This is a genomic window from Rhodococcus sp. W8901, assembly GCF_013348805.1.
Taxonomy (GTDB): domain Bacteria; phylum Actinomycetota; class Actinomycetes; order Mycobacteriales; family Mycobacteriaceae; genus Prescottella.
Map to the genome: position 1 here is coordinate 1,595,231 of NZ_CP054690.1, position 13,392 is coordinate 1,608,622.

10 protein-coding genes and 1 tRNA gene are annotated in these 13,392 nt (G+C 68.5%); 3 read left to right on the plus strand and 8 right to left on the minus strand.

Going from position 1 to position 13,392, the window contains the following annotated elements; translation table 11 throughout:
• Positions 1 to 91 precede the first annotated feature (91 nt).
• From HUN07_RS07640 to HUN07_RS07655, 4 genes are all read right to left on the minus strand, one after another.
• Positions 92 to 724 carry a DUF2461 domain-containing protein gene (locus HUN07_RS07640; protein ID WP_114718280.1) on the minus strand — a complete coding sequence of 211 codons (633 nt, stop codon included), beginning with the start codon at positions 722 to 724 and terminating at the stop codon, positions 92 to 94.
• A 65-nt stretch (positions 725 to 789) separates the two neighbouring features.
• Positions 790 to 1,770 (minus strand): ribose-phosphate diphosphokinase, encoded by a 981-nt coding sequence (locus HUN07_RS07645; protein WP_114718281.1) that lies wholly within the window; start codon positions 1,768 to 1,770, stop codon positions 790 to 792.
• Entirely contained in the window at positions 1,767 to 3,245 is a 1,479-nt protein-coding gene (glmU, locus tag HUN07_RS07650) for a bifunctional UDP-N-acetylglucosamine diphosphorylase/glucosamine-1-phosphate N-acetyltransferase GlmU (RefSeq protein ID WP_114718282.1), read from the minus strand. The genes HUN07_RS07645 and glmU overlap by 4 nt, the downstream gene beginning before the upstream one ends.
• A 303-nt stretch (positions 3,246 to 3,548) precedes the next feature.
• Positions 3,549 to 3,619 (minus strand) — tRNA-Gln (locus HUN07_RS07655).
• Positions 3,620 to 3,839: 220 nt separating this feature from the next.
• On the opposite strand from HUN07_RS07655, the gene HUN07_RS07660 reads away from it, so the two are divergent.
• The 3 genes from HUN07_RS07660 (at position 3,840) to HUN07_RS07670 (ending at position 8,927) form a co-directional block, all read left to right on the plus strand.
• Positions 3,840 to 4,430: a TetR/AcrR family transcriptional regulator gene (locus HUN07_RS07660; RefSeq protein WP_114718283.1), complete on the plus strand. Its 591-nt coding sequence runs from the start codon at positions 3,840 to 3,842 to the stop codon at positions 4,428 to 4,430.
• A 166-nt stretch (positions 4,431 to 4,596) separates the two neighbouring features.
• Entirely contained in the window at positions 4,597 to 8,238 is a 3,642-nt protein-coding gene (gene mfd, locus HUN07_RS07665) for a transcription-repair coupling factor (protein WP_174908903.1), read from the plus strand.
• 5 nt (positions 8,239 to 8,243) lie between these two features.
• The gene (locus HUN07_RS07670; RefSeq protein WP_114718285.1) at positions 8,244 to 8,927 is read left to right on the plus strand and encodes a MazG family protein; all 684 of its coding nucleotides are present in this window, start codon (positions 8,244 to 8,246) and stop codon (positions 8,925 to 8,927) included.
• A gap of 69 nt (positions 8,928 to 8,996) precedes the next feature.
• Here HUN07_RS07670 and HUN07_RS07675 read toward each other — a convergent pair whose 3' ends face one another.
• The 4 genes from HUN07_RS07675 to efeU form a co-directional block, all read right to left on the minus strand.
• Entirely contained in the window at positions 8,997 to 9,737 is a 741-nt protein-coding gene (locus tag HUN07_RS07675) for a class I SAM-dependent methyltransferase (RefSeq protein WP_174908904.1), read from the minus strand.
• Between the two features lie 128 nt (positions 9,738 to 9,865).
• Positions 9,866 to 11,113, minus strand: coding sequence for an iron uptake transporter deferrochelatase/peroxidase subunit (gene efeB, locus HUN07_RS07680; protein ID WP_254622959.1), 1,248 nt, complete (start codon positions 11,111 to 11,113; stop codon positions 9,866 to 9,868).
• An 85-nt stretch (positions 11,114 to 11,198) separates the two neighbouring features.
• Complete coding sequence (gene efeO / locus HUN07_RS07685; RefSeq protein WP_174908908.1) at positions 11,199 to 12,332, minus strand: iron uptake system protein EfeO; 1,134 nt, start codon at positions 12,330 to 12,332, stop codon at positions 11,199 to 11,201.
• Between the two features lie 12 nt (positions 12,333 to 12,344).
• Positions 12,345 to 13,241, minus strand: coding sequence for an iron uptake transporter permease EfeU (efeU, locus tag HUN07_RS07690; protein WP_174908910.1), 897 nt, complete (start codon positions 13,239 to 13,241; stop codon positions 12,345 to 12,347).
• Positions 13,242 to 13,392: the final 151 nt, after the last annotated feature.

Sequence of the window (13,392 nt, forward strand, 5' to 3'; positions counted from 1 at the left end):
CTCGTCGCGCGTGACCAAACTCATGTTCGGGAGCACTGGATCTCGGCAAAGTCTTGTGGCACATCAACTCTCCGCGTCGGCCGAGTCCGGCTCACACCACCCCGAAAGCGTCGGCGAACCAGTCCACGAGGGGGCGCATCGCCCGCCAGGCATGCCGGACCTCGTCGGCCGTATCGGCGGTGCCGAGCCAGTCCGGGCACCCGTAGTTGCGACCGGCCGTGAGCGATCGATGACGCAGCAGGTCGAGGCGGGGATGGTCGGCCGCGACACCACGGGGCCGGGTCGCGAGACGGTCCCCGCCGATGTCGTAGCCGGCGGACTCGAGCTTGCGCACGATGCGTTGCAGGGAGCGGCCGCGGCGCTCGTCGTCGACCGTCTCTCGGTAGCGCGCGAGTTGCTCGGGGGTGTGGGCGTAGTGGCCGCCGGCCAGGAACAGCCCGGACGCGTCGATCTGCACGTAGAAACCCACGCCCGAGCAGACCTCGACGAAGCCGCCCTGATGAGTCTTGTACGGCGACTTGTCCTTCGAGAACCGGACGTCCCGGTACGGCCGAAAGACCTTGCCGGAGCCGAACTCGGGCTCGAGGTCGGTGAGCAACTCGACCATCGGCGCGCGGACGTCGGTGTCGTAGACGGACTTGTGCGCCGTCCACCAACTCTTGCTGTTGTCGGCCTCGAGGTCCTCGTAGAAGTCCAGTGCGGCCGTCGGGAATCCGGAGAACACACTGGAAAGGCTACGCCCGTGCCCGGCTCGCGAAGCGCGAATCGGGCACGGGCGCAGTAGACCGCCTAGGCGATGCCGTTGAAGAGGGAAGTCACCGAGCCGTTCTCGAAGACCTCCTGGATGGTGCGGGCCAGCAGCGGCGCGATGGACAGCACCGTCAGCGTCGGGAACCGCTTCTCCTCGGGGATCGGCAGCGTGTCGGTCGCGATGACCTCCTTGGCGCCGCAGTTCGCGAGGCGCTCCGCGGCCGGATCCGAGAACACACCGTGCGTGGTCGCGATGATCACGTCACCGGCACCGGCGTTCTTGAGGACTTCGACGGCGCCGGCGATGGTGCCGCCGGTGTCGATCATGTCGTCGATCAGCACGCAGGTGCGCCCGCTGACGTCACCGACGACGCGGTTGGACTTGACCTGGTTGGGCACCAGCGGATCGCGGGTCTTGTGCACGAACGCCAGCGGCGCGCCGTCGAGGGCGTCGGCCCACTTCTCGGCGACCTTCACGCGGCCCGCGTCGGGGGAGACGACGCAGATGTTGTCGGTGCCGTAGTTCTCGCGCACGTACTGGGCGAGCTGGCCCTGCGCGTGCATGTGATCGACCGGACCGTCGAAGAAGCCCTGGATCTGGTCGGTGTGCAGATCGACCGTGATGATCCGGTCGGCGCCCGCGGTCTTGAGCAGATCCGCGATCAGGCGGGCCGAGATGGGCTCGCGTCCGCGGTGCTTCTTGTCCTGGCGGGCGTACGGGTAGAACGGCAGCACCGCCGTGATCCGCTTGGCGGATCCGCGCTTGAGAGCGTCGATCATGATCAACTGCTCCATGATCCACTGGTTCAGCGGTGCCGGGTGGCTCTGCAGCACGAACGCGTCGCTGCCTCGCACCGACTCTTCGAACCGGACGAAGATCTCGCCGTTGGCGAAGTCACGAGCCGTCTGCGGCGTGACCTTGATGTCCAATTCCTTGGCCACCTGCTCCGCCAGTTCGGGGTGTGCGCGGCCCGAGAAGAGCATCAAGTTCTTCTGCACGTCGCTGGATATCGCGCTCACTGGTCTTCGCCATCCTTTGGTTCTAGCTGATCGGTTTGTTGCTGGGCTGCTAGTGCCGCTGCCTCGGCAGCGGGAGTGCCGGGTCGATTCCGCTCGACCCAACCCTCGATGTTGCGTTGTTTGCCACCCGAGACGGCGAGCGCCCCCGGCGGCACGTCGTTGCGCAGGACCGTGCCTGCACCCGTGTAGGCGCCGTCACCGACACGGACGGGTGCGACGAACATGGTGTCGGATCCGGTGCGCACATGCGAACCGACGACGGTGCGGCTCTTGTTCACGCCGTCGTAGTTCACGAAAACACTGGATGCTCCGATGTTGCTGTGCTCGCCGACCGTCGCATCGCCGACGTAGGTCAGGTGCGGCACCTTCGAGTGTGCGCCGATATCGGCGTTCTTGGTCTCGACGAACGCCCCGAGCTTGCCGGACGCGCCCAGGGCGGTGCCGGGCCGCAGGTAGGTGTACGGGCCGACGGTCGCGGACGGGCCGATCTCGGCGCCCTCGCCGTGCGTGCGGATCACCGATGCGCCCTCCCCGACGGTGACGTCGGTGAGCGTGGTGTCGGGGCCGATGACGGCGTCCTCGCCGATCGTGGTGGCGCCGCGGAGCTGGACGCCGGGACGCAGCGTGACGTCGCGGTCCATCGTGACGTCCACGTCGATCCACGTGCTCGACGGATCCTCCACGGTCACCCCGGCCCGCATGTGCCGCTCGAGGATGCGGCGGTTGAGCTCGCCGGCGAGCTGGGCCAGCTGGACCCGGTCGTTCGCCCCGGCGACGAGGAGGTTGTCGGTGATGTGCTGGGCCCGAACGGTTTTCCCCGCCTGTCGGGCGATCGCGATGACGTCGGTGAGGTACAGCTCGCCCTGCGCGTTGTCCGCGCTCAGCGACGACAGCGCGGCGCGGAGCGTGGCGGCGTCGAAGGCGTAGACGCCCGAGTTGACCTCGGTGATCGCGCGCTGGGACTCGGTGGCGTCGGCCTGCTCGACGATCGCGGCGACCTCGCCGTCGGTGGTGCGCAGGATCCGCCCGTACCCGGTGGGGTCCGGCGCCGTCGAGGTCAGGACGGTCACCGCGGCCGCAGGCTCGGCGGTGTGGGTTCCGACCAGCGCGCGCAGCGTCCCGGCGTCGAGCAGTGGGACGTCGGCGGCGGTCACCAGCACGGTGCCGTCGAAGTCGTCCGGCAGTGCGGTCAACCCGCATCCGACGGCGTGCCCGGTGCCGTTCTGCTCGTGCTGGACGGCCGTCGCGACGGCGCGCCCCAGGTCCTTGGCGACCTCGTCGACCGCGGCACCGACCGCGTCACGATCGTGTCCGATCACCGTTACCAGTTCGGTGGGCTCGACGGCCGCCGCGGCGTGCAGGGAGTGCGCGAGCATTGAGCGCCCGGCCAGAGTGTGCAGCACCTTGGGGGTCTTCGACCGCATTCGCGTCCCGGCACCGGCGGCGAGGACGATGACGGCGGTCTTCGGTGGCATGAAGCTCCCTCGAGTTTCGATCTACGCTTGGCCGCTTGCGCGGGCGGACTCGTCGCGCACGTTCCGACAAAGAATATCGCGACGAGTTCTCGTGATGGCAACGCGCCCGACACTAGCCGCGGGGGAGCACGGTCGTCCGGAGAACCGGGCGGCCCGGGATCGGGCAACCGTGCAAACCCCCGCTCTCGCGCGGGAGCGAAAGTTAACGGGACGGTAGCAACATCGAACTTACCGGTCGGTAGGTGGTGTCGGGAATCACATTCGATCGGGTGAATGTGAGGGAGGGAAGAGAGCTCGGGAGAGCTCCGCCGCCAGGACTCGAACCTGAACTATCTGAACCAAAATCAGAGGTGCTGCCATTACACTACGGCGGATTACCGCGACCACGAGCTGTCGCTCGTAATGCGGGAACGATCCTCGCATGTCGACGCGCCGCGCGTCGAACCGTAGGCGAAATTCGTTCGCCGGGGAGCTATAAGCTGGCCTCTACCAGCGCCGTCGGTGTTCCGCGCGGCGTGTCGGAAAGGACGGTTACCTCGAGTGTCGCGACCATCACGAGAATCCCAGGGTGCCGAACGCGCGCCGCGCACACGGATGACGGGCACCCAGCGTCGGGAGCAGTTGATCGAGATCGGACGCGCGCTCTTCGCCGAACGCGGGTACGAGGCCGCCTCGATCGAGGAGATCGCCGCGCGGGCCCAGGTGTCCAAGCCGGTCGTCTACGAACACTTCGGCGGCAAGGAAGGCCTCTACGCCGTCGTCGTCGACCGTGAGATGTCCAAGCTGCTCGAGATGATCACGTCGTCGCTGACCCAGAACCGCTCGCGCATCCGCGTCGAGCGGGTGGCACTCGCGCTGCTCACGTACATCGACGAGCGGACGGACGGCTTCCGGATCCTGGTTCGGGACTCGCCGGTCGCCGCCGACGAGGGCACCTACTCGAGCCTGCTCAACGAAGCGGTCCGGCAGGTCGGGCATATCCTCGCCGGCGACTTCGCCAAACGCGGATTCGATCCGGAACTCGCGCCGCTGTACGCGCAGGCCCTCGTCGGCATGGTCGCCACCACCGCCACGTGGTGGCTCGACGAGCGCACCCCGTCGAAGGAGGTCGTCGCGGCGCACCTGGTGAACCTCTGCTGGAACGGGCTGACGAACCTCGAGGCCGACCCGCAGCTCGGGCAGTGATCCGGCGCGCGGGCGCGGGCGCGGATCGGGCGGTCGGCCCCCGTGTCGGCACACGCGCATAGAATCGAACGGTCTGCATTTCACGACATCAGGAGCGCCGTCGTTGTCTTCCGTGTCCTCTTCAGCTCCGTCCTCGGCTGCCTCGGCCCGGGCGGTCTCGGCCGGAGTGGCCACTCCGCTCGCCGGGCTCGCGAGGACCGCCCTCGCGGACAGCGCCATCGGTCGCGTGCGCGAGTACATCGGCCGGTCGGCCGTCGACATCGTCGCCCCCAACCCCGTGCGGCCGTTCGTCGCCGCGGCCCTGGCCGAGCAGACGCAGCTGTTGCTGGTGACCGCGACCGGTCGTGAGGCCGACGACCTCACCGTCGAGTTGCGCGAGATCATCGGTGACGCGGTGGCCCAGTTCCCGTCGTGGGAAACGCTGCCGCACGAGCGGCTGTCGCCGGGCGCCGACACGGTCGGTCGCCGGCTCCAGGTGCTCCGCCGGCTCGCGCGGCCCGAGGATCCCGACTACGGCCCGCCGCTGCAGGTGATCGTGACGACGGTCCGCTCGCTGGTGCAGCCCATGGCGCCGGGCCTGGGCGAGATCGAGCCCGTCCTTCTGCGGGTCGGGGCCGAGCACGAGTTCGAGGGCCTGATCTCGAGGCTCGTCGAGCTGGCCTACACGCGTGTCGACATGGTCGGCAAGCGGGGCGAGTTCGCGGTGCGCGGCGGCATTCTCGACATCTTCCCGCCCACCGCGGACCACCCCGTGCGCGTCGAGTTCTGGGGTGACGAGGTCACCGAGCTGCGCGCCTTCTCGGTCGCCGATCAGCGGTCGCTGCCCGAGCTCGAGGTCGCCACCGTCATCGCGCCGCCGTGCCGCGAACTGCTGCTCACCGAGCAGGTGCGCGACCGGGCCGCACAGCTCGCGGCCGACAACCCGGCCGACGCGGCGCTGGTCGAGATGCTGGACAAGCTCTCCGCCGGCATCCCGGTCGAGGGCATGGAGGCGCTGCTGCCGCTGCTGCAGCCCGGCGAACTGCAACTGCTCTCGGACGTCCTTCCCCGCGACGCGCACGTGCTGCTGTGCGATCCGGAGAAGATTCGCACGCGCGCAACCGATCTCGTGCGCACCGGGCAGGAGTTCCTCGAGGCGTCGTGGACGGCGGCCTCGATCGGCGGTGCCGCACCGATCGACACGTCCGTGCTCGGGGGCGGCATCGATCTGGGCGCCTCCGCGTACCGGTCGCTGCGCCAGGTGCGGGAGAGCGCCGAGGCGCAGGGCCGGCCGTGGTGGACCATCAGCCCGCTGGCGTCCGGCAGCGACGACGAGACGGTGCTGCCGGTGCAGCCGGCGCCCGAGGTGCGCGGTTCCGACGAGTTGCTCTCGATGCTGTTCGCGAACCTGCGTGCGCATGTCACCACCGGTGGACGCGCGGTGGTCGTGGTGGCGGGTTCCGGTACCGCACACCGGGTCCTGGAGCGGCTGCGTGACGCCGACGTCCCGGCGGGCGAACTGGCGCCGGGCGCCGAGCCGGCCCGCGGACTGGTCGGTGTCCTGTGCGGATCGCTACACGAGGGGCTGGTGCTGCCCGGCGACGACACCGACGGTGTCCCCGGGCTGGTGATCGTCACCGAGTCCGACCTCACCGGCAATCGAGTCGCGGCCGCGGGCGACCGGAAGAAGATGCCCGCCAAGCGCCGGAACCAGGTCGATCCGCTCGCGCTGCACGCCGGCGACATGGTGGTGCACGACCAGCACGGCATCGGTCGCTTCGTGGAAATGGTCGAGCGCACCATCGGAGGCGCCCGCCGCGAGTACCTCGTCATCGAGTACGCCGCGAGCAAGCGGGGTCACCCCGGAGACCGGTTGTTCGTGCCGATGGAGGCGCTCGATCAGCTCTCGCGCTACGTCGGCGGTGAGTTGCCCGCCCTGAGCAAGCTCGGCGGCTCCGACTGGGCCAACACGAAGCGCAAGGCGCGCAAGGCTGTTCGTGAGATCGCGGGTGAGTTGGTCCAGCTGTACGCGGCTCGACAGGCGGCACCCGGTCACGCCTTCGGCGCGGACACGCCGTGGCAGAAGGAGATGGAAGACGCCTTCGCCTTCACCGAGACCCACGACCAGCTGACGGTGATCGACGAGGTCAAGGCCGACATGGAGAAGCCGGTCCCGATGGACCGGGTCGTGATCGGTGACGTCGGCTACGGCAAGACCGAGGTGGCGGTCCGCGCCGCGTTCAAGGCCGTCCAGGACGGCAAGCAGGTCGCGGTGCTCGTGCCGACGACGCTGCTGGCTCAGCAGCACCTGCAGACGTTCACCGAGCGGATGGCGGCGTTCCCGGTGAAGGTGCGCGGGCTGTCCCGGTTCACCGACGCTGGCGAATCCAAGGAGATCATCGCGCAGTTGGCGGAGGGGGAGATCGACATCGTCGTCGGAACCCACCGACTGCTGCAGACCGGCGTCCGGTGGAAGGATCTGGGCCTGGTGATCGTCGACGAGGAGCAACGCTTCGGCGTCGAGCACAAGGAACACATCAAGGCGCTGCGCACGCACGTCGACGTGCTGACCATGTCGGCGACGCCGATCCCGCGAACCCTCGAGATGAGCATGGCCGGGATCCGGGAGATGTCGACCATTCTCACCCCGCCCGAGGAGCGTCACCCGGTGCTCACGTATGTCGGTGCGTACGCCGACAAGCAGGTTGCGGCCGCGATCCGACGCGAACTGCTGCGCGACGGCCAGGTGTTCTACGTGCACAACCGGGTGAGCTCGATCGACAAGGCCGCCAAGCGGATTCGTGACCTGGTCCCCGAGGCTCGGGTGGTGGTGGCACACGGACAGATGAACGAGGACACGCTCGAGAAGACCGTGCAGGGCTTCTGGCAGCGTGAGTTCGACGTGCTGGTGTGCACCACGATCATCGAGACCGGCCTCGACATCTCCAACGCCAACACGCTCATCGTCGAGCGGGCCGACTCGCTCGGTCTGTCGCAGCTGCACCAGCTGCGTGGCCGCGTCGGCCGCAGCCGGGAACGCGGCTACGCGTACTTCCTGTACCCGCCGGAGAAGCCGCTCACCGAGACCGCGTACGACCGGCTCGCGACCATCTCGCAGAACTCCGACCTCGGCGCCGGTATGGCCGTCGCGATGAAGGACCTCGAGATCCGCGGCGCCGGTAACGTTCTCGGCGCCGAGCAGTCCGGGCACGTCGCGGGTGTCGGCTTCGACCTGTACGTGCGGCTCGTCGGCGAGGCCGTGGAGGCGTACCGCGCGGTCGCCGACGGACGCCCGGTCGTCACCGAGCAGGAGACCAAGGAGGTGCGGATCGACCTGCCGGTCGACGCGCACATTCCGCCCGACTACGTCACCAGCGACCGGCTCCGTCTCGAGGGATACCGCAAGCTCGCCGCGGCCACCGACGCCGAGGCGATCGCCGCCGTGGTCGAGGAGTTGGTCGACCGGTACGGACCGCTCCCCGAGGAGGTGGGGCGCCTGGTCTCGGTCGCGAAGCTGCGGCTGCTGTGCCGTGAGTACGAGATCGAGGAAGTGGCCGTCACCGGCACCCAGCTCAAGATCTCGCCGATGAGTCTGCCCGACTCGAAGCAGTTGCGCCTCAAGCGGATCTACCCCAGCGCGCAGTACCGTGCCACCACCGGACTGGTGCAGATGCCCCTGCCGCGTGCCGGCTCCGGTGGCATCGGATCGGATCGGGTGCGCGACGTCGAGCTGCTGCAGTACATCGCCGACTTCCTGCTCGCGATGGACGGCAAGGCGGCGGGTTCGGTCGACGTGAGCACCCCCAGCGGTGTGCAGGCGGGGGTCTGAGCCCGATGAGTGCCGGGGGCGAGCGCGGCGACCAGTGGCGCGCCGGCGACGCGCTGATCGAGGCCGTCGAGGTGATGGATCGGCTGTGGGGATTCGGCGGCTGGGAGGTGACCCAGACGCACGACTCGCTGCGGCCGTACCTGCTCGAGGAGGCGTACGAGCTGCTCGACGCCGTACAGGTCGGTGACCCTGTCGGTGTTCGCGAGGAACTGGGGGATCTGCTGTTGCAGGTGCTCTTCCACTCCCGGATCGCGGAGGCGGCAGGTCAGTTCACCGTCGACGACGTCGCCGCGACCCTGGTCGCCAAGCTCGCCCACCGCAGCCCACACCTGACCGACGGTGTCACCGGGCCCATCGACGTCGCGGAGCAGGAACGCGCGTGGGAAGTGCGCAAGGCCGCCGAGAAGGCCCGGCAGTCGTGCATCGACGGCATCGCGTTGATGCAGCCCGCGCTCGCGCTGGCCGAGAAGGTGATCTCCCGCGCCCGCAAGGCCGGGCTGCCCGACGAGTTGGTACCCGACGAACTGCGCGTGATCCGACTCGGCGGTCCGGGGAGCGCCGAGGACGAACTACGCAAGGCGACATTGCGATTCGTCGAACGGATCCGGGCCGCCGAGTCCGCCGCGCACGCGGCCGGCGTGCCGTGGGGCGGACTCGACGCCGAGGCGTGGCGAACCTACTGGGTGTAGAACGGCGGGCGGTGTGCATGGCACGGCCGCCACGTCGCTCTCGTTCGGCACGGGTGGTCCCGGTTGGCGTCAGCCCTTGCGGCAGTTCAGTATCGCCGCATGGGGCTTCTCCCAGTAGCCGCGCAGGAGAGACGCCGCAGCGTCCGCTTCCGGGGAACGTACCTGCGCATGATCGACCCACTGTGCCAGTTGGAACCCCGAGATGTGCATTGCGTCGTCGATGCTCTGCCTCGTCCAGACGTAGGCAGTGACGGTGTCCTCGTTTTCGGGGGCGGCAGGGTCGAAGAGATCGAGCTGCACCTGCCCGCCGTCCACATCGGGTCCGATCGGAGTGAGCCGGAAGCCGAACCGTTCGTAGTACGACGGATCGCGCTCGTAGTCCGGATGGATCGGAAGGGTGACCAGACGGCCACCGGGCCGAAGCGGTCGCGCCATCTGCGCGCACATGTCGTGGAGTTCTTCTCGTGTCGTGGCATAGGGCAGCACGTAGACGGCCAATACCAGGTCGAATTGGCCTTCGAGGTCGGGTGTCAGTTCGGAAGTGAACGTGATTCCGCGAGGGCTGTTCTGTTCCCACGTGCGCGCATAGCCGAGCATGCCGTCCGAGACGTCGTAGCCGACTACCCGGCCTGCGCCCTGTTCCTTGAGCCATCGCGAGTACATCCCGTTGCCGCAGCCGAAGTCGAGGACGTCGCGTCCCGTCAGATCTCCGAGTGTTGCGAGCACGTTCGGAATCTCCAGATGTCTTCTGAACGGCCAGGCGGCCATGTCCTCGTAGAGATCGGCAAGCTCGTCGAATTGGCTCTGCATACGCACCTCTCCTGTTCAGCGTGGTGTGATGCCTCGAGCCCTCCGGATATGAGGGGGAGACCACACGCTCGTCACGCTAGGCCGAACAGGAGCTACCCGCAGGTACGTTCTGCGCGTCGGGGCGTGCGTTACCGCTGCGCCTCGAACAGCGTCGACCCCCAGTAGCCGCCGTCGCCGACGCCCGGCGGTACCGCGAACACCGCGGAGCCGACGTGCTTGATGTACTCGTTGAGCGCGTCGTTGCGGGCGAGGTTCTGCTGCATCGGGACGAACTGCTTCTGCGGATCCCGGCAGTACGCGATGAAGAACAGCCCCGCATCGAGGTGGCCGAAACCGTCTGTGCCGTCGGTGAAGTTGTAGCCGCGGCGCAGGATCTGGATGCCGCCCAGTTCCTCGGCCGACGCCAGACGCACGTGGGCGTCCCGGTCGATCACCGGCTTGCCACCGGCACCCTTGGCCTCGAGGTTGAGGGGATCGAACTCGTCCTTCTCGCCGAGCGGTGCGCCGCTGCCCTTGGTGCGTCCGAACACCCGCTCCTGCTCGTGCAACGTGGTGCGGTCCCACGGCTCGATCAGCATCCGGATGCGCCTGGCCACGAGGTACGAGCCGCCCGCCATCCACGCCTGATCGTCCTGCGGGTCCACCCACACGAACTCCGAGACGGCCGACGGATCCTCGGCCTTGATGTTGCGGGTTCCGTCCTTGAATCCGAACAGGTTTCGTGGCGTCGTCTGGCTCGTGGACGTCGACGACGTGCGACCGAACCCCAGCTGAGACCAGCGCACCGCGACCACACCGAAGCCGACGCGGGCGAGGTTGCGCACCGCGTGGACCGCGACCTGCGGGTCGTCGGCGCACGCCTGGATGGCGATGTCGCCACCGGAGCGGGCCGGTTCGAGGGCGTCGCCGGTGAACTTCGGCAGGTCCACCAGCGCGGCCGGCTTGCGGCCGGCGATACCGAATCGGTCCTTGCCGTTCACCTCGAACAGCGACGGCCCGAACCCGATCGTCAGCGTGAGCTTGGACGCGTGCAGGTCGAGCGCCTCGCCGGTATCGCTGGGCGGGTTGTACTCGCCGGCACCGACGGCACCGTTCTCGGTGGCATCGTCGCCGGCGGTCATCCGCTCGGCCATCTCGGTCCACTTCTTCAGCATCGTCACCAGCTCGTCGCGCGAATCGGTGATGACGTCGAACGCGACGAAGTGCATGCGATCCTGTGTGGGCGTGACGATTCCGGACTGGTTCGCGCCCCGGAAGACCACCGTCTGCGTGGTCGACTCGGCCGCCTCGGGTGCGGTCAGTCGGCCCACCGCGACACCGGCGCCGGCCAGCACCGCGCCCGCCCCGACGGCGCCGAAGAGACGCCGCCGGGACAGGCCCGGACGAGGCTCGGGCCTGGAGTTCCCGTCCTGCGGGTTGCTGTCCCGCTGGTTGCTGTCCCGCTGGTTGCTGTCCTGCTGGTTACTGTCCTGCGATGACACCCTGCACCTGGCTCACTTCTGCGGACAACGCATCGATCTTCTGCGACAGGGCCTGTCGCTGCGGTTCGGTCACCGTGTCGTACGAGACGAAGCCGTCGCCCCGGCGGTACTGCGCGAGTGCCTGGTCGAGCTCCGCGAACCGCTGGTCGATGCGTCCGGCCAGCTCGGGGTTGCGCGCGTCGAGGATGGGGCGCAGCGATGCGATCGCGGCCTGCGAACCGTCCGCGTTGGCCTGGAAGTCGTACAGGTCGGTGTGCGAGAAGATGTCCTCCTCGCCGGTGATCTTGGTGCGCGCGATCTCGTCGAGCAGGGTCTGCGCGCCGCCCGCGACCTGGATCGGGTCGATCTGGAAGTCGGGTGCGGCCACACCGTCCGCGAGTTCCTGGATGTCGGTGAGGAGCTGGTCGGCCATCGCGTTGGTGTCGGGCTGCAGGCCCTGCACCCACAGGTCCTTCTCGAGTCGGTGGAAGCCGGTCCAGTTCCAGCCCGGTTCGACGTCCACCTCGCGCAGGTCGATGCGCGGATCGAGATCGTCGGGGAAGCTCTCGGCGATCGGTTCGATGCGCTCGTAGTAGGTGCGGGTGAGCGGGTACTGGGCCTTCGCGCCGGCGACGTCGCCGGCCTTGATCGCGGCGACGAACGAGCCCGCGGTCTCCTGCAGCGCGGTGAGCTGGCTGTCGACGTAGCGCTTGTATCCGGCGGCGGCCTCCTCGAGGCGGCCGTCCTGGTCGGTTGCGGCCACCGAGTCGCCGGTGACGGTGAACTCGGTCCGGATGCCGTCGCCGACCATGCCCGGCTTGCACGCGGTGTGGTAGGTCCCGGCCTCGGCGAGGTTGACGATGAGCTGACGCGTGAGGCCGGGGCCGACGTTCTCGACCTCGCCCATCACCCGGTCCCCGTCACCGAAGACGTAGAACTCGGTGACCTTGGCGCCGTTGTTGGTGATCGAGAACGTGGTGTTCCCGGTCTCGGCGGTGTTGCCCGAGATCTCGCACGAGGTATCGGTGGCGGTCACCGTGATCGCCTCGTCGCCCGCAGCCGACTTGGATGTGCACGCCGCGAGGGCGAGGGGAGCGATCGCGAGCAGGGCGAGCGCGGAGGTGGAACGACGCACGGGCGGAACCTTTCAGGAAACGGTGATCGAGGAGTCTTGTTCGGCGGCAACCGACTTCGGTCGTGCGGCCACCGGGCGCAGGAACAGCGGCAGCACGATCACGAGGTACGCCACCCACGCGACGAGCTGGAACACTGTCGGGTCCGGCCGGAAGTTGAAGATGCCCGAGAGGACGGTGCCGTACCAGCTGGAGCTGTCGAACACCGACGAGATGTCGAACGCGACGGTGGAGCCGCCGGGAAGCCAACCGGCGATCTGCAATGCGCGGACGCCGTAGGCGAGGATGCCCGCCGCGACGACCACGAGGAACGCGCCGGTGTAGCGGAAGAACCGGGCGAAGTCGATGTGCACGGCGCCGACGTACATCAGCACGGTGAGCACGGCCGCGACGGCGATTCCGAGCAGCAGGCCGATCAGCGGCCACGCACTGCCGGCGGTGTTCTCGGCGTAGCCGACGAGCAGCAGGGCGGTCTCGACGCCTTCGCGGCCGACGGCGAAGAACGCCATCGCGGCGACGGCCACCGGGCCGACGGTGAGGGCCCGGTCCATGCCGGCCTTCAGGTGCCCGGAGATCGATGCGGCTGCGGTGCGCATCCACAGCACCATCGCGGTCACGATGCCGACCGCGACGAGCGACGCGAGGCCACTGATCAGTTCGGCGGCGGTGCCGGTGACGGTGGAGGTGCCGAAGTGGATCGCGACGAAGATGCCGACCACCATCGCGACGGCCGCACCGACGCCGGCCCACACCCACTTGAGTGCGTCACGGCGCTCGGACTTGACCAGGAACGCGACCAGGATCATCACCACGATCCCGGTCTCGAGTCCCTCTCGGACGCCGATCAGACCGCTGCCGAACAGCTGTGTCGCGATGGACGGTGCATCGGCGCCGGCGGCGAGGACTGACACTTCATGTCTCCTGATCAGAGTCGGAACGGCCGCCGTGAGATAGGCAAGGCAAACCTGGAGTGGCCACGCCGAAAGTAGCATCCCCTAAGCCCGTCGGGAAACCGCCCCCTACCAGGTCTTTTTTGTCCGAAATGGGGCGTTGGTCCCGATT